Raw genomic sequence first — 23,983 nt, forward strand, 5'->3', positions numbered from 1 at the left:
ATTCCCGCTCAAGGAGCACATCCCATGGGAGTAGAGCCCCTGTCCAACTCGCAGGCGGGCCACGGCGCTTCAATGCGCCGGGTGCTCGCGGTGATCCCCGCGCGCGGCGGCTCCAAGGGTGTCCCCGCCAAGAACCTCGCCCCCGTCGGCGGCGTCCCGCTGGTGGCCCGCGCCGTCCGTGAGTGCCGCGCGTCGCGGCTGGTGACCGACGTGGTCGTCTCCACCGACGACCAGGCCATCGCCGCCGCCGCCCGCCAGGCCGGCGCCGAGGTCGTGCTGCGTCCCGCCGCCATCGCCGGCGACACCGCGACCTCCGAGGCCGCCGTCCTGCACGCCATGGACGCCCACGAGGCGCTGCACGGCGCGGCGGTCGACGTGGTCCTGCTCGTCCAGTGCACCAGCCCGTTCATCGTCCGCGAGGACGTCGACGGCATCGTCAACGCGATCGTCGCGAACGGCGCCGACACCGCCCACACCGTGGCCCCCTTCCACGGCTTCGTGTGGCGCGACGCCGACGACGAGGCGACCCCGGTCGTCGAGCAGGCTCGTACGGACGAGGTCGGCGGGGCCACGAAGGTCGCCAACTCCACGACGACCAGCGGCGGTTACGGAGTCAACCACGACAAGTCCTTCCGCCCCCGCCGCCAGGACCGCCCCCAGGACTTCCTGGAGACCGGCGCCGTCTACGGCATGGACGCGGCCGGCTTCCGCAAGGTGGGCCACCGCTTCTTCGGCCGCACGGAACTCGTCCGCACCGACCCCGCCCGGGTGTTGGAGATCGACGACCCCCACGAGCTCGCGCGGGCAAGGGCGTTGGCCCCCCTCTTCGACGCGGACCGCCCCGGTTCGCTCCCGACCGCCGACGACATCGACGCGGTCGTACTCGACTTCGACGGCACCCAGACCGACGACAGGGTGCTGATCGATTCCGACGGACGGGAGTTCGTCTCCGTGCACCGCGGAGACGGCCTCGGCATCGCGGCGCTGCGCAAGAGCGGCCTGAAGATGCTCATCCTGTCCTCGGAGCAGAACCCGGTCGTGGCCGCCAGGGCCCGGAAGCTCCAACTCCCGGTCCTGCACGGCATCGACCGGAAGGACCTCGCACTCAAGCAGTGGTGCGAGGAGCAGGGCATCGCGCCGGAGCGCGTGCTCTACGTCGGCAACGACGTCAACGACCTCCCGTGCTTCGCCCTCGTGGGCTGGCCCGTGGCGGTCGCGAGCGCCCACGACGTCGTACGCGGCGCCGCACGCGCGGTCACCACCGTGGCTGGTGGCGACGGCGCTGTCCGAGAGATCGCCAGCTGGATCCTCGGCCCCTCTCTCGATTCCCTCACCAAGTAAGGAAACCCGCTGTCATGAGCATCAACTCCCGTCTGCGCCAGTTCGGTTCGAAGACCGCAGGACCCGGCCACCCCGTCTACGTCGTCGGCGAGATCGGCATCAACCACAACGGTGAGCTGGAGAACGCCTTCAAGCTGATCGACGCCGCCGCCGAAGCCGGCTGCGACGCCGTCAAGTTCCAGAAGCGCACCCCGGAGATCTGCACCCCGCGCGACCAGTGGGACATCGAGCGCGACACCCCCTGGGGCCGCATGACCTACATCGACTACCGCCACCGTGTGGAGTTCGGTGAGGACGAGTACCGCCAGATCGACGAGTACGCCAAGAGCAAGAACATCGACTGGTTCGCCTCCCCGTGGGACACCGAGGCCGTCGCGTTCCTGGAGAAGTTCGACGTCCCGGCCCACAAGGTCGCCTCGGCCTCCCTCACGGACGACGAGCTGCTCCGCTCGCTCCGCGCCACGGGCCGCACGGTGATCCTCTCCACCGGCATGTCCACCCCGAAGCAGATCCGCCACGCGGTCGAGGTCCTCGGCTCGGACAACATCCTGATGTGCCACGCCACGTCGACCTACCCGGCGCAGGCGGAGGAGCTCAACCTCCGCGTCATCAACACCCTCCAGGCCGAGTACCCCAACGTCCCGATCGGCTACTCCGGCCACGAGACGGGCCTGCAGACCACCCTCGCCGCGGTCGCCCTCGGCGCCACCTTCGTCGAGCGTCACATCACCCTCGACCGCGCCATGTGGGGCTCGGACCAGGCCGCCTCCGTCGAGCCGCAGGGCCTGACCCGCCTCGTCCGCGACATCCGCACCATCGAGGCCTCCCTCGGCGACGGCGTCAAGAAGGTCTACGAGTCGGAGCTCGGCCCGATGAAGAAGCTGCGCCGCGTCACCGGCGTGGTCGCCGAGGCCGAGATCGCCGCGGCCGCGGGCGAGCCGGTCTCGGTCTGAGTCTGAGCCATCAAGCGCCAGCGTCACTTACGGTCACGGGACGGTCGTACGACAATGAGCCCCCACGCCGGCACCGCCGGCAACACCCCCCACACTCTCGCGTTCGTGGAGAGTCCGGTACAGCTGCTGAACGTGCTGGAGTGGGCGCACACCCGTGCGCCCCGAGCGGAGGAGGCACCCGGCGTGCCCGGCGGGGGGCTCACCCTCGTGGTCCTGTCACCGACCGACCCGATGACCCGTGGCCAACTGCGCCGCATGGCCGACCTCGCCCGCGACGAGGGCCACACCGTGCGCTGGGAGGAGGCGCGGGGCGGCCCCGCGGCCCCCTTCCAGACGATCGGCGGCCTGACGCGCCTGCTGCGCCGGGCGGACCGCATCGTGATGGGCGACCCGTTTTCCAGGTATGTGCAGTTGCTCCTGACGATCACCAGGGCACGCGACCTGGTGGTGGTCGACGACGGCACGGCGACGATGGAGTTCGTCGCCCAACTGGCCAGCGGCGAACGCCTGGTGCGCTGGCACCGCAAGGGCGGCCGGCAGGGCCCCCGAGACCTGATCTTCGCCCCGGTGTCGTCGGCGGCCCGCCGCCGACTGACCCCGAGCACGCGTAGGCAGGTGGAGATCTTCTCCTCCATGCCGATCGATTCGTCCCCCGAGGGCGTCACGATCACGGCGAACGAGTTCGCCTGGACCCGCGCCCGCTTCGGCCCGCCCCGCATCACGAAGGGCGCCGACATGGTCGGAACGTCCTTGGTGGAGACGGGAGTTGTGGACGCCGACCGCTACCTGGAGGCGGTGGCGTCCCTGGCCAAGACCCACGGCGCGACCCGCTACTTCGCCCACCGCCGCGAAAGCACGGAGAAACTCCACCGGTTGGCGGTGGAGACGGGCCTGGAGATCGTCCGGCCCGATCTCCCCCTGGAGCTGATTGCTCGGCGGGGCCCGATCGGCCGTACGATCCTGAGCTTCCCGTCAACTGTCGTCCACACACTGCCACTTGCCCTGGTGGGTACGGAGGTGCGGGTCGCGGTGTGCGACATCGACCCCGGGTGGCTGACGGAGAACGCCTCGCCTCGGGCGCAGGGGTTCTTGTCGGGGGTTACGGGGACGGCTCGGGATGTGCATCGGTTGTCGGCTGTGACGACGGTGGCGTAGGGGGACTCCTCCGGTACCGCGACCGTGCCGGAATCCCCGCCGGATTCCTCCGCCCCTTGTCATGTCTCGTAAGATCCTGGTGTACACGGGACTTACGTTGCCGATGCGACGGGGGCGGGGATACGGCGTGGCAGTACCCGGATCAAGTGGCGGCCCGGACCTGCGGGTGTCGTCGGGCGACCTGACCAAGCTGGCCGGTGACCTGGACGACATGCGGGACCACCTGGACCGGCAGGTCAGACGTATGGACGCGGTGGTCGACCGGATCGAGGCCGGCTGGCGCGGCCCGGCGGCGACGGCGTACCGCGAGTTCCACCGCGCGGCGACCGAGGACGCCGTACGCATCCGCGAAGTCATGAAGCTGCTGGAGCAGGCCGTCCGGATGAGCCGGGACGGCTTCTCCGAGCACGACATCGAGGTGCTGGAGCGGATGCGGCGCATTCAGGTGGACGTGGGCAGCGAGGTCGACAAGTTGTCGACGCCCGACGTGAGTTCGGCCGCCGAGGTGCCGCCGACGCCGCCGCGCAGCAGCCTCGACTCCTTCTGATCAGCCGTACTTGCCGACATCCAGGGGGATCATGTCGACCGGGGCTTCCGCCGACGACCACATAGCCGTCTCCTTCTCCACCCTCCACGACCTCGCCGCCGAGCTGGAGGACATCCTCAAGCAGCTCAACGGAAAACTCGACGACCTCTACGACCGCGCCGAACCGGTCGTCCTGTCCTGGAAGGGCGAGGCCCGCGAGGTCTTCGTCGAGAAACTCGACGAGTGGGACCGCTCGGCCCAGGACCTCCAGGCAGCACAGAAGTGGCTGCACGCGTATGTCACCACGGGGCATGCGAATTATGCGGCGGCGCATCGGGCGGTGCTGCGGGGTTGGGGGGCGGCTTGATGACGACGCCTGCCCCGTCACCCTCGACAACACCCCCGGCCGGCACGGGCGGCGGCTCCCTGCCCGCCCCGTCGTCCGGCTCGGGCCCCACGCCTGCCCCTTCTCCCGGCACCCTCCAGGACCCGCAGGGCAAGGACATCTCGCAGCAGGACACGGTCTCGGCCCGGCAGCAACGCTCCGATGAACTGGCCGCGATGAAACCCGCCGCGCCGGGCAGCAGCGTGGTCACCGGGTTCGACGTCCAGCCGCCGCACGTGTACTACGCGTCCTTCATGCTGCGGAACGCTCAGTACGACTTCGCGGACCAGGCCAAGAGCCTCGTCGACACGCTCGACGGATACGGACACGCGGTGGGCTGCGGCACCGGCCCGGCGGCCTTCGCGAGCGCGTACGCCGAAGTCGCCGCCCTGTTCCTCGACGTGTGGGACGCGGCGACACAGGGTGTCGGCGGTGCGGCCGTCGGCCTCACGGTGACGGCGAACAACTACGCGGAGGCCGAGCACGCCACCAACGTCCTCACCCCGGCGGTGGTGAGGAAGAGCCCACCGGCCGTCCTGAAGAGGGCCGGGGCAGGCGGGCCCGTCGCCGAACTCGGCTGGGGTGGCGGCGCAGTCGACGACGGCTGGGGCAACGCGATCATCGACGAGGTCTCCGGCGCGCTGAGCTGGGTCGGCGACCACATCCTGCGTCCTGTCCTCAAGCACGCGTTGCAGCACGGAAAGGTCGCCGACATCACCCCCGGCGGCGACGACGTCGACCTCCCGAAGATCGCCCAGGCCTGGCGCGCGGCGGCCAAGGACGCCAAGAAATCAGCCGGCACCTTCGACGACGCGATCGCGTACATCACCAACCCCGCGTCGGGGAACGACGAGTGGCAGAGCGCGATGAAACAGTTCTGCTCGGCGATCTGGGGGACGACGGCCTGGGGCAAGGAACACCAGGGCTACAAGTGGGCCCACAGCGACGGCCAACAGCCCGCGCTGGACGTCCTCCAGGACACCGCGAGCGGTATCGCGGCAGCGAGTGACAGCGTCAGCGTGGAAGTCACGAAGATCAGGTCCACCATCACGGACGTCTACAAGGACGCCGCGGCGAAGACCTTCGCAGTAAAGGGCGTCCTGGATGCCCTGGAGAAACTCAGCGAACTCCCCGAACTGGCAGCGGAGTTCATCTCCAACATCGACACCGGCCGCCTCAACCACGCGGTGGACTCCTACAACCGGCAGATACACGACTACGCCGCGGACTTGACGAAGCTCAAGCCTGCTTTGGAGGAGGCCATACGCAGCGTGCCGACATACGCTGCGGAAGAGGCACGGGCGGAGGCATTCGGTGCGCGATCGCTGAACGAGTTCAGAGAAGAGCAGCGCTTCACGGTTCCCGGGCAGGATCCAGAAAATATGTACTTTCCACTGGACTTGGCGAATCAGGAGGGCTTGTACGGCAGCCATGTCATCGATAAACACGTCGGCCTCACCGACGACCAGCTGAGAATGAGATTGCGAGACCAGAGCAATGCTCCGGCCGCATCCGCGTTTCAGGATATCAATTCCGCCCAGAGATTTACCACCGCCACAATTGAGGACATTGACAACGCGGACCGGGTTGACAAGTGGATCGAAAGTGTCAGGAAGAAGATCAAGAATAATCCGAACTATGATCCGAACAAATCGGAACTTCAACCTCCGCTGTACAAAGAATTTCCTGGTCAGTCCGTCGGCCGAAGCGTCTCACGCGACGACTATGATAACGACGGCATGCAGGCCACGGCTACGGACATGGACTGGGTACAGGTCCGCCTGATCTACAAGGTGGGCCTGGAGCCACCCTTCATCGTTCTCACAGCCATGCCTCACAAGGCGCCATAAGACAGGTGATCAGCGTGTACTCACTCCCGCCTTCGCTTCTCTCGGACGGCCCAGTGATCCGGCTCCTCGACATCGCGATAACAGCCCAGGAATCCCAGGGAAAGCTGTCGCTGGACGATGAAATCCGACGGTACATCCGAGTCGTCGGCGGAGATTGGACCGCACGCTGGAGCTGTTCCGTGTACGTGGCCACCGGCGTCCTAGATGTTGTCGCCGACCATGTTGAGATCAACGCGGGCCTGGAATCGCTTCCGTCGAATTTTCTGGAGAAGATCAAGCGGGCCAGCGGTGATGTGGAGCCGGCGGAATATTTGCGTATGCTTGCCGAAATTGTTCGAACGCTCGACCGGCAGGGGGTGCCGGAATACTGGGAACTCCCCATGGGGGGCTGGGAATTCTTGCAGTCGTTTCCTTACCTGTTTGGCCTCGATGCGATCCTCATCGATGAGGCGGATCGAAAATTCTCGGATGTCGTGGGTTCCCTGGTGGCAGACGAACACCCCTACTGCCATGAACGTGCCGCTTCGTACACCACGGAGGCGCAGCGCGCCCTCGCCCTGTTTCCAGGTCCGGATGCTCTGAGCGCGCGACTGTCCTGGGCCACCCGCAGCCGTCTGCAGGAAGTCATCGACACCATCAACGAGCACATGCAACGAGAGCACTCATGACCCCGTATCCAGCCCGTTCCGCCACCTACCCCGACCACGAGACCGCCCAGTGGGCCACCCAGCAGGTCGTCACCGCCAACGAGCAGGTCATCCACCGCTGGTTGGCCCAGTCGACGCGCCCCCGGCTGACCATCGAGGCGTCATGGCCGTCCCGGGAGGAGCCGGTCGGGCGGGTGCTGCTCCAGGCGATGATGCTGGCCGGACGGGAGCCGGTGGATGCGCGCGCGGCCCGGGTGATCCTGAAGAGGGACGCGTCCCGGCCGCACGGGTTCGCCGTCCACGCCACCTTCCCGATCTACCTGTAGAAGGCCTGCCACCGTGCCCCTGACCCCCCTCGAACACGACCGCCGCTACGGCGAGTTGGACCAGGTGATCCGCGCCTACGCCGGCCAGCCCGCCGACGACACCCCGGACAAGCCCAGCCAGGCCCTGACCGCCTACCTTCGTCACACCTGGCACACCCGCCCCTGGGCGCTGGCCGTCGCGGAACGCCAATTGCGGGAGTACGCCGAGCATCCGCCGGGCCGGCTTCGCCTGCGCCTCGGCGAGTTCTACGCGATCCCGGATGTCGGGCTCCCCGAGGGTGAGGTCCAGCAGTGGCTGCACTGCCTGGCCGATCACCTCAAACACAGCGTCGAGGAGGGCGAGGTACCGCCGCCGGCCACCCCCGCCACCCACTGGGAATGGCATGCCCGCTTCCCAGAACTGGCCCAGTTCCTGGGCGGCTGGTTCTCCCAGGACATGCCGGACGAGTTCGACGACCACGACACAGCCGTAGACGACTACCGGGCCTCCACCGACCCGCAACTCGTGGCCCGCCTGGTGGGGGAGTTGCACGAGCTGCTGGCCCTCGACCTGGACGAGTCCGACTACGCCCTGGCCGTCGCCGAGTTGGGGATGGAGGTCGACCCACCGATGCCGTACGCACCCAGCGGCTGGCTCGCTCTCGTCGCTGAGCGGCTCAGTGGACCGCGGGCGGAGTACGGGCGGTCGTCCGGCTGAGCCTCGGGCCCGGTTCCTGGAGTCTCCGGGTCTTCGGCGAAGAGGTCCTCGGCCGTCGTAGCGGTCAGGGAGCGATCGAACCAGCGGGCGAGGGTGTCGAGGTCGGTGCACGAGGTGATGCGCTCGCGGGTTTCGTCGGGGACGGGGATGTCGTGCTTCTCCAGGACGCGCAGGGTCAGCGAGGCCTCCACTTCGGCCCTGCCCGCGGCCTCGCCTTCAGCCTTGCCTTCCAGGTAAGCCGTCTCACGGACAGTCCCTCGACCGGGGAAGTAGATGACGAACGACATGATTTCCTTCCACTTCTTTTGGGCTGGGGTGTCATCCAGGTTGATTTCCAGGAACTCGGCGAAGTACCCGACCGTCTCGGGGTCCGTTTCCTGGAGTATTTGGAGGGCGCTGCCGATCGCCTCCCGTATGGCGCCGCACTCGGGGTTGCGGGCGTGGGCCATGGCGGACAGCACGGCCAGCGCGAGCTTGTTCGCCACGGTCCTGGCGTCGGTGATCACCGGCAGGTTGTCCGGACCGGCGACCAGCGGATACGTCCGTAGGGCCGTCCATTCACGGGTGCCGCAATCGAAGGGACCGATCGCCCACTTGGCCGTGGCCCGGTCCTGGCAGACCACGAGAAGCAGCACGGGCAGGCGGTACTTGGCCTGGAGGTAGGCGACGTAGTACGCCCAACTCGCCGCTTTCGCCTCCTTCTTGTCCGACTGCGCCTCGATGGCGAGCAGGAAGTCCTCACCGTCGGACTGGCCGATGCGCAGGACCGTGTCCACGCGCCGTTCCAGCGGCCGGGTCTCCGTCACGTCCGTGGTGACGGCGTCCACGGTCGCCTTGGCGGATAACGGGACCTCCAGTACGGCACGGAAACGTTCACGCCGCCGAAGTCAGCTCGAACCAGACGTACTTGCCCCGATCGCCGTTCCTCGACAGCGGCCGCCACCCCCATTCGTCGGCGCATGCCTTGACGAGGGCCAGTCCTCGTCCCTCCTCCAGGTCGAGAGGCAGATCGAGTGAACGCGGAGGCTCGGGCGGACGGGGGTCCGCGTCCCAGGCTCCGATGCGCAGCACGCCGGCGGACCAGCGGACCCGGAGCGCGGCGGAACCCTTCGTGTCTACTCGCCCGCGCCCCGCACCTGACCCCTACCCCGCCTTGTGCGCCAGCAAAAAGTCCCGCCCCCACTTCTGCTCCCCCTGCCGCTCCACGCGAGCCCGTGCGTACAAGCTCAAGCCCGCCTCCGTCAGGAACCTGGTGACCTCGGCCGGCGTGCGGAAGTAGTAGTCGAGCGAGATGTCCTGGCCGTACCGCTCCGCCATGTGGATGTGCTCGCCCTCCGAGGCCTGGAACGCGAGCAGGACTTGACCACCCGGCCGTAGGACCCGGTGGAACTCCGCGAAGACGGTGGGCAGATGGGCGTCGGGGATGTGGATCGTGGAGTAGAGGGCGATGAGGCCGCCCAGAGACTCGTCCCGCACGTCCAGGGACGTCATCGAGCCCACGCGGAAGGTGAGTTGAGGGTGTGCCTCGGTCGCCAGGGCCACCATGTGGGGGGAGATGTCGATCCCGAAGGCGGAGAGGCCGAGGGCGTTCAGGCGTGCCGTCACGTATCCGGGGCCGCTGCCCACGTCGGCCACCTGCGCCTCGCCGCCTCCCGCCGTACGGACGCGCTCGGCGAAGGCGGTGAGCAGGGCCTGTTCGAGGGGGCCGTCGCCCAGGCCGTCGGGGTGCTCCGCGCTGTACGCGGGGGCGATCGCGTCGTAGGAGGAACGGGTGGACTCCATGAAGTCCGCGGCGGGAGATGTGTTCGGGTCGGTCACGTCGGCGGACGCTAGCAAGGGCGGGTGGCTCGCGGGGTTGCTTCCCGCCATCTTCCACATTCGGCGCTGGCCACGCTGTGTAGTCGTAGCACCCCACAGCGGTGTCGATTCCGCGATGCGGACGGTGCGGGCCGGGCTGTGGGGAGGCGTGGTATCCCAGAAGGAGCGGGGAGTTTACCCATCCCGGCGAGCAGCTATGCGGTCGGTGGTCAGATTTTCTTCGACTAACGGGTTGAACTTTTGTTGATCGAGGGTCAGTTGACCACCCGGGCGCCTTACCCTTCAGAGGGTGAAGCAATTGATGTCACCAGAGTCCGAGGCAGGATCCGAGGCGGAGTCCGAGGGCGCGTCCGTCGGGAGTGTGCTTCCGGGCACCCTGCCCGAAGCCCTGCGTGCCGAACTCGTCGCGTTCCGCCGCGACTTGCACATGCACCCCGAGCTGGGCAACCAGGAGTTCCGGACCACCGCCGCGATCAAGGCCCGGCTGGAGCAGGCCGGTCTCGAACCGCGTGTCCTCGGCATCGGGACCGGGCTCGTCTGTGACATCGGGCCCCGCGACACCGGCGTCCCCATGCTCGCGCTGCGCGCCGACATCGACGCCCTGCCCATCCCGGACACGAAGAGTGACTGCGCGTACCGGTCGACCGTGCCCGACCGTGCCCACGCCTGCGGTCACGACGTGCACACCACCGTGGTGCTGGGGGCCGGGCTCGTGCTCGCCGCGCTGCATGAGCAGGGGCTGCTGCCCCGGCCCGTGCGGCTGCTCTTCCAGCCCGCGGAGGAGGTTCTGCCGGGCGGGGCCGCCGATGCCATCGGCTGCGGGGTGCTGGACGGGGTGGGGCGGATCATCGCCGTGCACTGCGATCCCAAGGTGGACAGCGGGCGGATCGGGCTGCGGGTCGGGCCGATCACTTCCGCCTGCGACCGGCTGGAGGTCGCGCTGGACGGGCCGGGCGGGCATACGGCCCGGCCGCATCTCACCACCGACCTGGTCACCGCCGCCGCCCGGGTCGCCACCGACGTGCCCGCGCTCGTCGCGCGGCGGATGGACGCGCGGAGCGGGGTCTCCGTGACCTGGGGGCGCATCGAGTCCGGGCACGCGCCCAACGTCATCCCGCAGCACGCCGAGCTGTCGGGCACCGTACGGTGTCTCGATCTCGACGCCTGGCGGCAGGCGCCCGACGTCGTGCACGCGGCGATCGACGAGATCGCCGGGCTGTACCGGGCCAAGTCCGTGATCGAGTACGTGCGCGGGGTGCCGCCCGTCGTCAACGACGTGCTCGTCACCGAGCTGCTGCGGGACGCGATGATCGCCCGGCGCGGGCCCCTCTCGGTCGAGGACACCGAGCAGAGCCTCGGCGGCGAGGACTTCTCCTGGTATCTGGAGCAGGTGCCCGGCGCCATGGCCCGGCTGGGTGTGCGGACCCCGGGGGAGCGGACCGTGCGGGACCTCCACCAGGGCGACTTCGACGCCGACGAGACCGCGATCACGGTCGGCGTGGAGCTGTTCACCGCGGCCGCGCTCATCGACGCCGCGCTCTGACCGCGCGACGGGGGCGTAGGGGTGCCCGTTCGGTACCCCTACGTCCCCCTGTGTCACCCGGGTGTAACCACCGGCGCGCGAACGTAACGCGGCGGCGGCACGATCCGGTAACGGCAAGGAGAAACCCCGTTCCCCTCCTCGTCTACGCGCGTTACTGTGCGCGGAAATCGCCACCAGAGGCGGCGCGTTGGGGAAGCGGTCCGGTGACGGTGCCGTGGGGACGAAGGAGTGCTTGCTGTGCGTCAGATTTCTCGGAGGACGAAGTTCTCCCAAGCTGCGGTGACCGTCACTGTCATCGCCCTCGCGGCCACCGCCTGCGGTAGCTCCAGCAAGGATGCCGACAAGGCCAGTGACAGTTCCTCGTCCTCGTCCGGCAAGTACACCGGCAAGGGCATCGGCCTCGCCTACGACGTCGGCGGCAAGGGCGACCAGTCCTTCAACGACGCCGCCTACGCCGGTCTCCAGAAGGCCGAGAAGGAGTTCAAGCTCTCCGGCCGCGACATCGAGCCGCAGGACAACGAGTCCGACGCCGACAAGGTGCAGCGCCTGGAGAGCCTGGCCCAGGCCGGCTACAACCCGGTCATCGGTGTCGGCTTCGCCTACGCCCCCGCCGTCAAGGAAGCCGCCGCCAAGTTCCCGAACATCACCTTCGGCATCATCGACGACGAGACGATCAAGGCCGCCAACGTGGCCGACCTCGTCTTCCACGAGGAGCAGTCCTCCTACCTCGCCGGCGTCGCCGCGGCCAAGGCCACCAAGAAGAACCACATCGGCTTCATCGGCGGCGTCGACGTCCCGCTGATCCACAAGTTCGAGGCCGGCTTCGACCAGGGCGCCAAGTCCGTCAACCCCAGCATCAAGATCGAGTCGCAGTACCTGACGCAGACCGCCGCGCAGGGCGGCTTCTCCAGCCCCGACAAGGGCAAGGACGCGGCGAGCGGTCAGATCGACGCGGGCGCGGACGTCATCTACGCCGCCGCAGGCCTCTCCGGCCAGGGCGTCATCTCCGAGGCCTCCGCCAAGAAGGTGTGGGCCATCGGTGTGGACTCCGACCAGTACGAGCAGAAGGCGCTGGCCAAGTACAAGGACGCCATCCTCGGCTCGGCCCTCAAGAACGTCGGCGGCGCCGTCTACGACCTGGTGAAATCGGTCTACGAGGGCACGCCCAAGACCGGCGTGGTCCGCTACGGCCTCGACAACGACGGTGTCGGCTTCTCCGACACCAACCCGAAGTACAAGGCCATGACCGCCGCCGTGGCGGCCGTGGACAAGGCCAAGCAGGACATCGTCAGCGGCAAGATCACCGTCAACACCAAGTAGTCCGCCCCGTCGCGGACTAGCCCCTACGGGCATCGTTGCAGCCAGGCGCCCCCAGGCCCGGGGCGTCGAACTCCCGCCTGCCGCGCGGCGTCTGGCACGCACGCTCGCCGCGTTGCCGGACCGCCCACGTGGCTCCGCCACGAGGGCGCCCCGGCGCCTTGCGATCGCACGCACCAGACGCCGCGCGGCCCGCCCTTCGGGCGGACGACGGGAGTTCGACGCCCCGGGCCTTGCCTCCCGCAAGGGGCGTCCTGCTGTCCGTACGCTGGCCACCATCTGTGGCCACAGCTCTATAACGGACCGGACAGATGGGGTTTTCCGTCTGGTCTACGCGCGTTACGCTGCGGCGGAACCAGCGCCTGGTTTGGGCGCTTGCACGAAGGAGTCTCGTTCCATGCGCCGGGTGTCCCGAATCGCGGTTGCAGGCGTTGCAACCGCAGCTCTTGCAGTAACCGTCTCCGCCTGCGGCAGCTCGTCCAGCGAGTCCAGCTCCAGCAGCAGCAGTTCCGGCACGTCCAAGGGTATTGGTCTGGCCTACGACGTCGGTGGCAAGGGCGACCAGTCCTTCAACGACGCGGCCTACGCCGGTCTCCAGAAGGCCGAGAAGGACTTCGGCGTCAGCGGTCGTGACGTCGAGCCGCAGGACAACGAGTCCGACGCCGACAAGGTGCAGCGCCTGGAGACCCTCGCCCGCGCCGGTTACAACCCGGTGATCGGTGTCGGCTTCGCCTACGCCCCCGCCGTCAAGGAAGCCGCCGCGAAGTTCCCGAAGATCACCTTCGGCATCATCGACGACAACACCATCACGGCCGACAACGTCGCCGACATGGTCTTCCACGAGGAGCAGTCCTCCTACCTGGCCGGCGTCACCGCCGCGCTGACCACGAAGTCGAACACCGTCGGCTTCATCGGTGGCGTGGACGTCCCGCTGATCCACAAGTTCGAGGCGGGCTTCGAGCAGGGCGTCAAGGACACCAAGAAGGGCGTCACGGTCAAGGCGCAGTACCTGACCCAGACCGCCGCACAGGGTGGCTTCTCCAGCCCCGACAAGGGCGAGGCCGCCGCCGACGGTCAGATCGAGGCCGGCGCCGACGTGGTGTACGCGGCCGCGGGCCTCTCCGGCCAGGGCGTCATCAAGTCGGCCGCCGCGCACAAGGTGTGGGCGATCGGCGTGGACTCCGACCAGTACAAGCAGGCCGCGCTGGCGAAGTACAAGAACTACATCCTCACCTCCGCCCTCAAGAACGTCTCGGGCGCGGTGTACGACCTCTCCAAGTCCGTCATCAAGGACAAGAAGCCGCTCAACGGCGAGATCCGCGGCTCGCTGAGCAACGGCGGTGTCGGCCTGGCCGACTCCAACCCGACCTTCAAGAACAACGCCACCCTCCAGGCCGCCCTCAAGAAGGCCGAGGCGGGCATCAAGGACGGTTCGATCACGGTCAAGACTTCTTGATCGAAGGGGAAAACCGGCGGTCGTAGGGCCGTACGGACCATGGCCAAAAGAGCGCTGTAATGACAGCGTTACGGCCACGGAACGGGGTGCGGGGAGGATGTCTCCTCGCGCCCCGTTCTCGCGGCAGAATGCTCGGAACGGATCGGACGGCGATGTCAGCCGAACAGAGCCGATCAGGTCCGGGCACTATTTAAAGCAGGGGCGCTACGCGCGTAGAGAGGCCCCTTTCCACGAGGAGAGTTCGCCATCGACGCGTCCAGCAGCCCTCCGCTCACCGCACAGTCGACCGCGGTCGAGCTGGCCGGGATCACCAAGCGCTTCCCCGGTGTCGTGGCCAACCACGACATCCACCTCAGTGTCCGAAAAGGCACCGTGCACGCCCTCGTCGGCGAGAACGGCGCCGGCAAGTCGACCCTGATGAAGATCCTCTACGGCATGCAGAAGCCGGACGAGGGCACCATCGCCGTCGACGGCGAGCACGTCACCTTCTCCTCCCCGGCCGACGCCATCGCCCGCGGCATCGGCATGGTCCACCAGCACTTCATGCTCGCCGACAACCTCACCGTCCTGGAGAACGTCGTCCTGGGCAGCGAGAAGCTGCACGGCATCGGCGGCGGCGCCCGCAGGAAGATCAAGGAGATCTCCGACCGCTACGGCCTGAACGTCCGCCCGGACCTTCTCGTCGAGAGCCTCGGGGTCGCCGAGCGCCAGCGGGTGGAGATCCTCAAGGTCCTCTACCGCGGCGCCCGCACCCTGATCCTGGACGAGCCCACCGCAGTCCTGGTCCCGCAGGAGGTCGACGCCCTCTTCAGCAACCTGCGCGAGCTGAAGTCCGAGGGCCTCGCCGTCATCTTCATCTCGCACAAGCTGGGCGAGGTCCTGTCGGTCGCCGACGAGATCACCGTCATCCGGCGCGGTACGACGGTCGGGACCGCGGTCCCCTCCGAGACCACCCCGCGCCAGCTCGCCGAGATGATGGTCGGCAGCGAACTGCCCACCCCGGAGACCGCCGAGTCCACGGTCACCGACCAGCCCGTCATCGAGGTCAAGAACCTCACCGTGTACGCGAGCGGCGGCGCCTCCCTCGGCGTCGCGGCCGAGCCCACGGCCGGCGGACTGCTCGGCGACACGGCCGTGGGGGAGACCGGCGCCGCCAAGCGCGTCCTCGACGACGTCACCTTCACCATCCACGCCGGTGAGGTCATGGGCATCGCCGGCGTCGAGGGCAACGGCCAGACCGAGCTGATCGACGCGCTGATCGGCCTGAAGAACGCCGACTCCGGCACCATCGGCTTCCTCGGCGAGGACATCACCCCGTGGGCCACCCGCAGCCGCCGCGAACACGGCATCGGCTACATCCCCGAGGACCGCCACCGCCACGGCCTCCTCCTGGAAGCCCCGCTGTGGGAGAACCGCATCCTCGGCCATGTGACGGAGAAGCCGAATGCCAAGGGCATCTGGCTCGACATCAAGGGCGCCCAGGACGACACCCGTCGGATCGTCGAGGAGTACGACGTCCGCACCCCCGGCATCGACGTCACCGCCGCCTCCCTCTCCGGCGGCAACCAGCAGAAGCTGATCGTCGGCCGCGAGATGAGCCACAAGCCGAAGTTCCTGATCGCCGCCCACCCCACCCGCGGTGTGGACGTCGGCGCGCAGGCCGCGATCTGGGACCAGATCCGCGCCGCCCGCCGCGAGGGCCTGGCCGTGCTGCTGATCTCCGCCGACCTGGACGAGCTGATCGGCCTGTCGGACACCCTGCGCGTGATCTACGACGGCAGGCTGGTCGCCGACGCCGACCCGGCCACCGTCACCCCGGAGGAGCTCGGCTCGGCCATGACCGGCGCCGCGTCCGGTCACCTCGAACACGTCGAAGAGTCCGCAGAAGACGGCGCCGACGACACCGCCCCGGAGGACGAGGCCCGATGAAGAAGTTCGACAAGGAGCGGGTGCTCCTCGCCGTGGCCGGACCGGTCATGGCGCTTGTCGCGGCGATCCTGCTGACCTCGGTCGTGCTGCTCGCCTCGGGCAAGAACCCGATCGAGCCGTACCACCTGATGCTCCAGCAGGCGACGTACTCCGACGTCCAGGTGCTGATCATCAACCAGGCGTCGATGTACTACATCGCCGCTCTGGCGGTCGCCCTCGGCTTCCGGATGAACCTGTTCAACATCGGCGTCGACGGCCAGTACCGCCTCGGCGCCGTGATGACCGCCGTGGTCGGCGCGCACGTCGGCCTGCCGGCCGTCCTCCAGGTGCCGCTGCTGCTGCTCGTCGCGATCCTCACCGGCGCCTTCTGGGCCGGTATCGCGGGCGTCCTCAAGGTCACCCGGGGGGTCAGCGAGGTCGTCGCCACGATCATGCTGAACGCGATCGCCACCAGCCTGATCCTCTACCTCACCCAGACCAACACCTGGGGCGTGCAGGTCGGCAACAACATGACGACCGGCATCATGAAGAAGTCCGGCTGGATCCCGGGCATCGACCTGGGCTCGGACGTCGGCGAGATCTACGGCCTGGTCTTCCTCGCCGTGATCATGGGCGTCCTGTACTGGCTGGTCCTCAACCGCACCCGCTTCGGCTTCGACCTGCGCGCCACCGGCGAGTCCGAGTCCGCCGCCGCGGCCTCCGGCGTCGACGCCAAGCGCATGACGCTCACGGCGATGCTGATCTCCGGCGGTGTCGCCGGCCTCGCCGGTCTGCCGCTGCTGCTCGGCGACAGCCACACCTACAGCCTCACCTTCCCCGAGGGCCTCGGCTTCACCGCGATCGGCATCGCCCTCCTCGGCCGCAACAACCCCGGCGGCATCGCGCTCGCCGCCCTCCTGTGGGCCTTCCTCGACAAGGCGTCGCCCGCCCTGGACTACGCGACCCCGGTCGCGTACCAGAAGGAGATCGCCACGATCATGCAGGGCCTGATCGTCTTCGCGGTCGTCATCTCCTACGAGGTCGTCCGCACCTGGGGTCTGCGCCGCCAGCAGAAGCGCGTCGGTGAGGAACTCGCCGCCGCCGCGAACGACAACTCCGAGAAGAAGGAGGTGGCGGCCTGATGTCCACCGCGACCATCGCCAAGCCCAAGGCGCAGCAGCCCGGCAAGGGCGGCCGCCGTTTCTCGCTCCCCGTGCTCCTGCTGATCATCGCGGGCGCGCTGATCCTGACGTCGATCGTCCGACTCATCACGGGCGCCGACGGCATCACGTCGACCGGTCAGATGTCCACTGCCCTCAGGGCCGCCGTGCCGATCGGGCTCGCCGGTCTCGGCGGTCTGTGGGCCGAGCGCGCGGGCGTCGTCAACATCGGCCTCGAAGGCATGATGATCCTCGGCACCTGGTTCGGCGCCTGGGCCGGCTACCAGTGGGGCCCCTGGACCGGTGTCGTCTTCGGCATCATCGGCGGCTGCCTCGGCGCGCTGCTGCACGCCATCGCCACGGTGACGTTCAACGTCAACCACATCGTCTCCGGTGTCGCCATCAACATCCTGGCGCTCGGCACCACCCGCTATCTGTCGAAGTTCACCTTCGCCAACACCGAGCAGGGCTCCGCCAAGCAGTCCCCGCCGATCGACTCCCTGGGCACCTTCGACATCCCCGGTCTGTCGAGCTGGCTGAACACGCTCAACGAGAAGCACTGGTTCCTGATCTCGGACATCGCCGGCCTGATCGGCGGTCTGATCACCGACCTCTCGCCGCTCACCGTCATCGCGGTGGCCCTCGTACCGGTCACCTGGTGGGTGCTGTGGCGCACGGCCTTCGGTCTCCGCCTCCGCTCCTGCGGCGAGAACCCGGTGGCCGCCGAGTCCCTCGGCGTCAACGTCTACAAGTACAAGTACATCGCCGTGATCATCTCCGGCGGCTTCGCCGGTCTCGGCGGCGCCTTCCTGTCGATCGTCGCGTCCAACGTCTACCTCGACGGCCAGACCGGCGGTCGCGGCTACATCGGCCTCGCGTCGATGATCTTCGGCAACTGGATGCCGGGTGGACTCGCCCTCGGTGCGGGCCTGTTCGGCTACACCGACAGCCTCAACCTGCGCGGTGGCGCCACCAACGTCCACGCGCTGATCCTGCTGCTCGGCTTCCTGCTGGTCGCCTACGTCGCCTTCCTGGTCTGGAAGAAGCGGTACGTCCCGGCCGGCATCACCGCCGTCGTCGCGGCCCTGATGTTCGTCTGGTACGCCACCACCGACCAGGTCCCGACCCAACTGGTCGGCGCCAGCCCGTACATCGTCACCCTGCTGGTGCTCTCGCTGTCCGCGCAGCACCTGCGGATGCCGAAGGCGGACGGCCTGCCGTACCGGAAGGGACAGGGCAAGTGACCACGCCCGCCGCCGATCCGGCCGTCGACTGGGACGAACTGCGCGCCGAGGCGCGGGAGGCGATGTCCCACGCCTACGCGCCGTACTCGGGCTACCCCGTGGGGGTCGCCGCCCGGGTCGACGACGGGCGCACGGTCTCCGGCTGCAATGTCGAGAACGCGTCCTACGGCCTCGGCCTGTGCGCAGAGTGCGGGCTGGTGTCCGACCTCCAGCGCACCGGCGGCGGCCGGCTGACCCACTTCACGTGCGTCGACGGCAAGGGCGACATCCTCGTCCCGTGCGGCCGCTGCCGCCAGCTGCTGTACGAGTTCGGCGGCCCCGGTCTGCTGGTGGAGACACCGGCGGGCGTCCTGCCGCTCTCGGAGATGCTCCCGCAGGCTTTCGGGCCGGACCATCTCACCAAGTAACTCCCGTACGGCCCCTCTGAGTTGACCACCGTCTCGCTCGGAGGGGCCGCGCATTTTCCGAACGCCCGGAAGGAAAGCCAAGCCATGGCACAGTTGTCAATGGATGCCATCTCCGTCATCCGCACCAAGCGCGACCGCGGTGAACTGAGCGACGACCAGATCGACTGGGTCATCGACGCGTACACCCGCGGAGAGGTGGCCGACTACCAGATGGCCGCCCTCAACATGGCGATCCTCCTCAACGGCATGAACCGCCGGGAGATCGCCACCTGGACCGCCGCGATGATCGCCTCCGGCGAGCGGATGGACTTCTCGTCCCTCTCCCGCCCGACCGCCGACAAGCACTCCACGGGCGGTGTCGGCGACAAGATCACGCTCCCGCTGGCGCCCCTCGTCGCCGCCTGCGGCGCGGCCGTCCCCCAGCTCTCCGGCCGCGGCCTCGGCCACACCGGCGGCACCCTCGACAAGCTGGAGTCGATCCCCGGCTGGCGCGCACTGCTCTCCAACGAGGAGATGCTGTCCGTCCTTGACGGCACCGGCGCGGTGATCTGCGCGGCGGGCGACGGCCTGGCCCCGGCGGACAAGAAGCTGTACGCGCTGCGGGACGTCACGGGAACGGTGGAGGCGATCCCCCTGATCGCCTCGTCCATCATGTCGAAGAAGATCGCCGAGGGCACGGGCTCGCTGGTCCTGGACGTGAAGGTCGGCACGGGCGCGTTCATGAAGACGATCGAGGACGCGCGGGAGTTGGCGTCCACGATGGTGGGCCTGGGCACCGACCACGGCGTGAAGACGGTCGCGCTCCTGACGGACATGTCGACCCCGCTCGGTCTTACGGCCGGCAACGCGCTCGAAGTACGGGAATCCGTCGAGGTGTTGGCGGGCGGCGGCCCCTCGGACGTGGTCGAGCTGACCATCGCCCTGGCCCGCGAGATGCTCGACGCGGCGGGCGTGAAGGACGCCGACCCGGCGAAGGCCCTGGCCGACGGTTCGGCGATGGACGTCTGGCGCCGCATGATCGCGGCCCAGGGCGGCGACCCGGACGCTGCCCTCCCGGTGGCGAAGGAACAGCACGTGGTGAAGGCGCCGACCTCCGGCGTCCTGACCCGCCTCGACGCCTACGACATCGGCATCGCGGCCTGGCGCCTCGGCGCGGGCCGTGCGCGCAAGGAGGACCCGGTCCAGGCGGGCGCGGGCGTGGAGATGCACGCCAAGCCGGGCGACGTGGTCACGGCCGGCCAGCCCCTGCTGACGCTGCACACGGATACGCCGGAGCGCTTCGACTATGCCCTGGAGGCGGTCGAGGGTTCCTACGACATCGGCGCCGAGGGAACTTCGTTCACGGCTTCGCCGGTGGTGCTGGAGCGCATCGCCTGATCGGGGGGACGAGGAGCGGAGGAGGCGCCGGGCTTTCAAGTTCCGGCCCCTTCCGCCTACTTGGGACCCTGGAGGAACTGTTCCAGCGCCGCCCGGACTTCCGGCCGGTGGCCGCCGCCGTCCAGTTCAAGGATGGCGGCCTCCACGACGGCGCTGTTCCACATGGCCGCGCTGGGTTCCACGTGGGCCCAGCCCATGGCGGCGAAGTCGGGGCTGCTGCGCTGGACGACCAGCTTGTTCCGGGCCGCGATCGCCCCGATGATCGCGGGGTCGACCCGGGCCTCCAGCAGCAGGGCCCGTACACCGCGATGGCGCAGGCACTCGTCGAGGTAGGCGTGTGCGACGGCGAGCAGTCTGTCCCGGCCCGGCGCCATCCCCGCGATGGTCCGCTCGATCTCCGCGAACACCCGGTCGTGGAACTCGGTGTGCAGCGCCAGCAGGAATTCCGAGCGGTCGCCGAAGTGGTGGAAGAAAGTGCCCTTGGCCACGCCCGCCTCGGCGACGACGAGGTTGACGCTCATGTCGGCCAGACCCGTCCGTTCCGCCAGGGCCAGGCCCGTGGCGATCAGCTGCCTGCGGGTGGCCGCCGCGCGCTGCTGCCGTACGCCGGTGCTCATGATGTGCTCCCGGCGGTCCTCACCGATTCGAGGAAGGGCAGGACCAGGCCCAGGAAACCCTCCGGATCGGAGGCGAAGGCCACATGTCCGGTCTGCAGCAGCCGTAGCTCCGAGCCGGGTATCGCCGCCTGCGTCCGGCGCGCGGTGGACAGCGGGAGGACGATGTCCCGCGCCCCCCAGGCCAGCAGCACAGGCACGCCGAGCCGGGGCCCGTCGGCCCGCAGGTCGTAGGACGGATCGGTGAAGCTCTGCCACAGCGCGGCCGAGACCGCGGCGCCCGTCCTGCTGCGCGCCCGGTCCTGGACCCGGCGGGTGAGGGCGTGCAGGTGGTCGCTGTCCGGTTTCATGTACCGGGGGACGAGCCGGGGGAACACGGCCCGGCTGACGGCCGGGATGCCCAGGAGGCGGGCCGCGAAGGGGACCTTGAGGAACCCGCCGGCGTTGACCAGGACGAGCCCGGCGACCCGCTCCGGATGGTCCAGCGCGATCCGGGCGGCGGCGTACCCGCCGACCGAGTTGCCGATGAACACGGCTGGTTCCAGATCGAGTTCGGTGACGAAATCGGTGAGGACGTCGGCCAGCAGTGATGCGGTCAGTGGTTCGCCCGGCGTTCCGGACCGGCCGTGGCTCGGCCAGTCGACGGCCAGCACGCGGTGCCCGGCGGCGGCCAGCGGTCCGGCCACGGCGTCGTAGTCGGTGTGGTCGTGCAGGGTGGCGTGCAGCAGCACGACGGGCGGGCCGCTGCCCTGCTCGTCGTAGAACACCTGCCCCGCTCTGGTCTGTGCGTAAGGCATCGCGGACCCCTCCCTCTCGTTGACCGACCAGTCGGTCAACGAGAGGTCAGGCTAACTCCCTGCCCAGGCGAGGACAACACCCGCCGTCGGGGCACCCATGTCGTTGATGATCAGCCCGTTCACCCGAGCAGCGCCGCGATCACCACCAGCACCGGCACCGACAGAATCGTCGACAGCAGGATCGAGTCCCGGGCCAGTGCCTCGCCCACGCGGTAGCGGCTCGCGTAGGTGTACAGGTTCTGCGCACCGGGCAGCGCCGATGTCACCACCACGTCGAGCAGCGCCGCCCCGTGCAGACCGAACACGCCCACCGCCGACGCCCAGGCTATCGCCGGCTGCCCCACGGACTTCAGGGCGACCGACAGCAGCACCGGCCACCGCTCGACACCGCGTGCCGGCACCGCACTTCCGCGCAGCGAGATGCCGAAGCCGAGCAGTACGGCCGGCACCGCCATGTTGCCGATCAGGGTGAGCGGGTCCATCACCGGGCCCGGAAGGCGCACTCCGGCCGCCGCCACCGCGACCCCGGCGAGGGAGCCGACCGCGATCGGGTTGCGGACGGGCGTGAGCAGCCGTACCCACCGGGGGTCCTGCTCGCCCCGGCCCGACAGGTCGAGGATCGTGAGCGCGAGGGGGCTGACCACGACGAGCTGGAACAGCATCACCGGGGCCACCAGCGAGGCGTTGCCCAGGACGTACACCGAGATCGGGATGCCGAGGTTTCCGGAGTTGACGTAGCTGGAACAGAGCGCGCCGATCGTCGTACGGCCCACACCCCAGCCGCGGGCCACCCCCACCGCCACGAACACGCCCGCCACCGCCGCCGTGCTCAGCACCGTCACGAGCAGCCAGCTGGAGAAGACCACCGAGAGGTCGGCCCGCGCGAGGGTGGTGAACAGCAGGGCCGGGGACGCCACGTTGAAGGCCAGCCTGGTCAGTACGTCACGGCCGTTCTCGCCGAGGGAGCCGCGCAGGCCGAGCAGATAGCCGACGGCGATGACGGCGCCGATGACCGCGAACCCGGTCAACACCCCCTGCACGGCGTCTCCTCGGCGGTTTCGGCGCGCGGGAGGGCGTCGGGTATCCAGGGCGGGGCTGATCCGTGGGGCATACAGCAAACCTAGGCGGTGGCTCCCGATGAGTTATGACCACCCACCCGGTCTACCGATCGTGGACGCCATGACACCCGCTGTACTCGTGCCGAACCGCCCCGTCACCCGTGACGAGGTGGCGCGGCTCTGCGACGAAGTACGGAGGCTGCTGGAGACGACCGGTGCCGGGGTGGTGCTCGTCGGGGTCGAGACCGTGGGGCCCGGGCCGCCGGGGCTCGGAACCGTCGATCTCCTGGCCCGCCTCGAACTGACCGCGCGGCGGGCCGGTGGCCGGATCAGACTGCGCGGGCCCAGCCCCGGACTACGCGCCCTCCTCGACCTGGTCGGGCTCCGCTTCGAGGTGGAGGGGCAGGTCGAACAGCGGGAACCAGCGCTTGGTGTCCAGGAAGAAGTGGAACCCGGTGAGCCTGCCGTCTGAGATCTCCAGGACCTGCACCGACCAGGGGCTGAAGCCGCCCGCCTCCGGGTCCGGCTTGTACTGGGCGAAGCCCGGCAGGCCGTTCACCTGCACCGGGATCAGACGGGAGCCCTCGCAGGCGGCGCCGAGCGTCGTCATGAAGCCCGTGATGTCGTCGTGGCCGGTCAGCCACAGGTCGAACGGCGGCATCGTCATGATGGCGTCCTCGTGCAGCAGCGCCGTCAGCGCGGCCATGTCGTAGCCCTCGAAGGCCGCGACATACCGCTCCAGAAGCTTCTGCTGCTCCTCGTCGAGCGGGTCGGAGACGGCCGCGTCGGCCGCCTTCTCGTCCCGCTCGGCGAGGGTCGCGCGGGCCCGCTGCAGAGCGCTGTTGACGGACGCCACCGAGGTGCCGAGCAGCTCCGCGACCTCATTGGCCCGCCAGGCCAGCACCTCGCGCAGGATCAGCACCGCCCGCTGCTTGGGCGGCAGTTGCTGCAGGGCGGCCATGAACGCGAGCCGCACCGACTCCTTGGCGACCGCCGCCTCCGCCGGGTCGGCGACCGTCGGCAGCACGCGCGCGTCCGGCATCGGCTCCAGCCAGGTGTTGTCCGGGCGGGGCGACAGCGCGGCCTGCGCCAGCGGGGTGGAGTCGCTGAGATCGACGGGCCGCGCCCGCTTGTTGCCCGCGGACAGCATGTCCAGGCAGACGTTCGTCGCGATCCGGTACAGCCACGAGCGGAGGCTGGACCGGCCCTCGAACTTCTCGTAGCTCCGCCACGCGCGGACCATCGTGTCCTGCACCGCGTCCTCGGCCTCGAAGGAGGAGCCGAGCATCCGGTAGCAGTAACCGGTCAGCTCGACGCGGTGTTTCTCCAGCCTGATGTCGAGGTCTGTCGTCGTCGCCGTAGCGTCACTCATGGTCTCGCCCACCCACCCCTGTGGCCGTTCTT

General features: G+C 69.0%; 23 protein-coding genes and 1 pseudogene. 18 read left to right on the forward strand and 6 right to left on the reverse strand.

What is annotated here, in order from left to right:
* The first annotated feature begins 39 nt into the window (after positions 1 to 39).
* The 9 genes from AB0M63_RS02580 (at position 40) to AB0M63_RS02620 (ending at position 7,880) form a co-directional block, all read left to right on the forward strand.
* Entirely contained in the window at positions 40 to 1,341 is a 1,302-nt protein-coding gene (locus AB0M63_RS02580; protein WP_366018518.1) for an N-acylneuraminate cytidylyltransferase, read from the forward strand.
* A gap of 14 nt (positions 1,342 to 1,355) precedes the next feature.
* Positions 1,356 to 2,294 (forward strand): N-acetylneuraminate synthase family protein, encoded by a 939-nt coding sequence (locus tag AB0M63_RS02585; RefSeq protein ID WP_355903104.1) that lies wholly within the window; start codon positions 1,356 to 1,358, stop codon positions 2,292 to 2,294.
* 54 nt (positions 2,295 to 2,348) lie between these two features.
* On the forward strand, positions 2,349 to 3,449 hold the full coding sequence (locus AB0M63_RS02590) for a hypothetical protein (protein WP_355903106.1): 1,101 nt from the start codon (positions 2,349 to 2,351) through the stop codon (positions 3,447 to 3,449).
* A gap of 127 nt (positions 3,450 to 3,576) precedes the next feature.
* Positions 3,577 to 3,996: a WXG100 family type VII secretion target gene (locus AB0M63_RS02595; protein ID WP_355903108.1), complete on the forward strand. Its 420-nt coding sequence runs from the start codon at positions 3,577 to 3,579 to the stop codon at positions 3,994 to 3,996.
* Positions 3,997 to 4,027: 31 nt separating this feature from the next.
* Complete coding sequence (locus AB0M63_RS02600; RefSeq protein WP_355903110.1) at positions 4,028 to 4,342, forward strand: WXG100 family type VII secretion target; 315 nt, start codon at positions 4,028 to 4,030, stop codon at positions 4,340 to 4,342.
* Positions 4,342 to 6,210 carry an RNase A-like domain-containing protein gene (locus AB0M63_RS02605; RefSeq protein WP_366018110.1) on the forward strand — a complete coding sequence of 623 codons (1,869 nt, stop codon included), beginning with the start codon at positions 4,342 to 4,344 and terminating at the stop codon, positions 6,208 to 6,210. The genes AB0M63_RS02600 and AB0M63_RS02605 overlap by 1 nt, the downstream gene beginning before the upstream one ends.
* Positions 6,211 to 6,263: 53 nt before the next feature.
* On the forward strand, positions 6,264 to 6,878 hold the full coding sequence (locus AB0M63_RS02610) for a hypothetical protein (protein WP_355903114.1): 615 nt from the start codon (positions 6,264 to 6,266) through the stop codon (positions 6,876 to 6,878).
* Positions 6,875 to 7,183, forward strand: coding sequence for an RNase A-like domain-containing protein (locus AB0M63_RS02615; protein ID WP_366018111.1), 309 nt, complete (start codon positions 6,875 to 6,877; stop codon positions 7,181 to 7,183). The genes AB0M63_RS02610 and AB0M63_RS02615 overlap by 4 nt, the downstream gene beginning before the upstream one ends.
* Positions 7,184 to 7,196: 13 nt before the next feature.
* Complete coding sequence (locus tag AB0M63_RS02620) at positions 7,197 to 7,880, forward strand: contact-dependent growth inhibition system immunity protein (protein WP_366018112.1); 684 nt, start codon at positions 7,197 to 7,199, stop codon at positions 7,878 to 7,880.
* A gap of 873 nt (positions 7,881 to 8,753) precedes the next feature.
* Here the strand turns inward: AB0M63_RS02620 and AB0M63_RS02625 are convergent.
* A pseudogene (locus tag AB0M63_RS02625) lies at positions 8,754 to 8,993 on the reverse strand (ATP-binding protein); the annotation flags it as partial.
* 30 nt (positions 8,994 to 9,023) lie between these two features.
* Positions 9,024 to 9,698, reverse strand: a complete 675-nt coding sequence (locus tag AB0M63_RS02630) for a class I SAM-dependent methyltransferase (RefSeq protein WP_355903122.1) — start codon at positions 9,696 to 9,698, stop codon at positions 9,024 to 9,026.
* Positions 9,699 to 9,999: 301 nt separating this feature from the next.
* On the opposite strand from AB0M63_RS02630, the gene AB0M63_RS02635 reads away from it, so the two are divergent.
* From AB0M63_RS02635 to AB0M63_RS02670, 8 genes are all read left to right on the forward strand, one after another.
* Positions 10,000 to 11,241 carry a M20 family metallopeptidase gene (locus AB0M63_RS02635; RefSeq protein WP_355903124.1) on the forward strand — a complete coding sequence of 414 codons (1,242 nt, stop codon included), beginning with the start codon at positions 10,000 to 10,002 and terminating at the stop codon, positions 11,239 to 11,241.
* Positions 11,242 to 11,520: 279 nt separating this feature from the next.
* Positions 11,521 to 12,561: a BMP family ABC transporter substrate-binding protein gene (locus tag AB0M63_RS02640; protein WP_355903126.1), complete on the forward strand. Its 1,041-nt coding sequence runs from the start codon at positions 11,521 to 11,523 to the stop codon at positions 12,559 to 12,561.
* Between the two features lie 394 nt (positions 12,562 to 12,955).
* Positions 12,956 to 14,014 carry a BMP family ABC transporter substrate-binding protein gene (locus AB0M63_RS02645; RefSeq protein WP_355903128.1) on the forward strand — a complete coding sequence of 353 codons (1,059 nt, stop codon included), beginning with the start codon at positions 12,956 to 12,958 and terminating at the stop codon, positions 14,012 to 14,014.
* Between the two features lie 246 nt (positions 14,015 to 14,260).
* Positions 14,261 to 15,943 carry an ABC transporter ATP-binding protein gene (locus AB0M63_RS02650; protein WP_366018519.1) on the forward strand — a complete coding sequence of 561 codons (1,683 nt, stop codon included), beginning with the start codon at positions 14,261 to 14,263 and terminating at the stop codon, positions 15,941 to 15,943.
* Positions 15,940 to 17,064, forward strand: coding sequence for an ABC transporter permease (locus AB0M63_RS02655; protein ID WP_355903130.1), 1,125 nt, complete (start codon positions 15,940 to 15,942; stop codon positions 17,062 to 17,064). Before AB0M63_RS02650 ends, AB0M63_RS02655 begins: the two co-directional genes overlap by 4 nt.
* Complete coding sequence (locus AB0M63_RS02660) at positions 17,064 to 18,326, forward strand: ABC transporter permease (protein WP_355903132.1); 1,263 nt, start codon at positions 17,064 to 17,066, stop codon at positions 18,324 to 18,326. Before AB0M63_RS02655 ends, AB0M63_RS02660 begins: the two co-directional genes overlap by 1 nt.
* Positions 18,323 to 18,733, forward strand: a complete 411-nt coding sequence (locus AB0M63_RS02665) for a cytidine deaminase (RefSeq protein WP_366018113.1) — start codon at positions 18,323 to 18,325, stop codon at positions 18,731 to 18,733. The genes AB0M63_RS02660 and AB0M63_RS02665 overlap by 4 nt, the downstream gene beginning before the upstream one ends.
* Positions 18,734 to 18,826: 93 nt before the next feature.
* On the forward strand, positions 18,827 to 20,110 hold the full coding sequence (locus AB0M63_RS02670) for a thymidine phosphorylase (RefSeq protein WP_355903669.1): 1,284 nt from the start codon (positions 18,827 to 18,829) through the stop codon (positions 20,108 to 20,110).
* Positions 20,111 to 20,166: 56 nt separating this feature from the next.
* Here AB0M63_RS02670 and AB0M63_RS02675 read toward each other — a convergent pair whose 3' ends face one another.
* The 3 genes from AB0M63_RS02675 to AB0M63_RS02685 form a co-directional block, all read right to left on the reverse strand.
* Positions 20,167 to 20,727 carry a TetR/AcrR family transcriptional regulator gene (locus AB0M63_RS02675; RefSeq protein ID WP_366018115.1) on the reverse strand — a complete coding sequence of 187 codons (561 nt, stop codon included), beginning with the start codon at positions 20,725 to 20,727 and terminating at the stop codon, positions 20,167 to 20,169.
* Positions 20,724 to 21,521: an alpha/beta hydrolase gene (locus AB0M63_RS02680; RefSeq protein ID WP_366018116.1), complete on the reverse strand. Its 798-nt coding sequence runs from the start codon at positions 21,519 to 21,521 to the stop codon at positions 20,724 to 20,726. Before AB0M63_RS02680 ends, AB0M63_RS02675 begins: the two co-directional genes overlap by 4 nt.
* Positions 21,522 to 21,640: 119 nt before the next feature.
* Positions 21,641 to 22,561 carry an AEC family transporter gene (locus tag AB0M63_RS02685; protein ID WP_366018117.1) on the reverse strand — a complete coding sequence of 307 codons (921 nt, stop codon included), beginning with the start codon at positions 22,559 to 22,561 and terminating at the stop codon, positions 21,641 to 21,643.
* A 97-nt stretch (positions 22,562 to 22,658) separates the two neighbouring features.
* On the opposite strand from AB0M63_RS02685, the gene AB0M63_RS02690 reads away from it, so the two are divergent.
* Entirely contained in the window at positions 22,659 to 23,051 is a 393-nt protein-coding gene (locus tag AB0M63_RS02690) for an STAS domain-containing protein (RefSeq protein WP_366018118.1), read from the forward strand.
* Here the strand turns inward: AB0M63_RS02690 and AB0M63_RS02695 are convergent.
* Complete coding sequence (locus AB0M63_RS02695) at positions 22,935 to 23,951, reverse strand: sigma-70 family RNA polymerase sigma factor (RefSeq protein WP_355903144.1); 1,017 nt, start codon at positions 23,949 to 23,951, stop codon at positions 22,935 to 22,937. The genes AB0M63_RS02690 and AB0M63_RS02695 overlap by 117 nt on opposite strands.
* Positions 23,952 to 23,983 lie beyond the last annotated feature (32 nt).

Origin of the sequence: Streptomyces sp. NPDC051576, from assembly GCF_040681835.1 — a bacterium.
GTDB lineage: Bacteria > Actinomycetota > Actinomycetes > Streptomycetales > Streptomycetaceae > Streptomyces.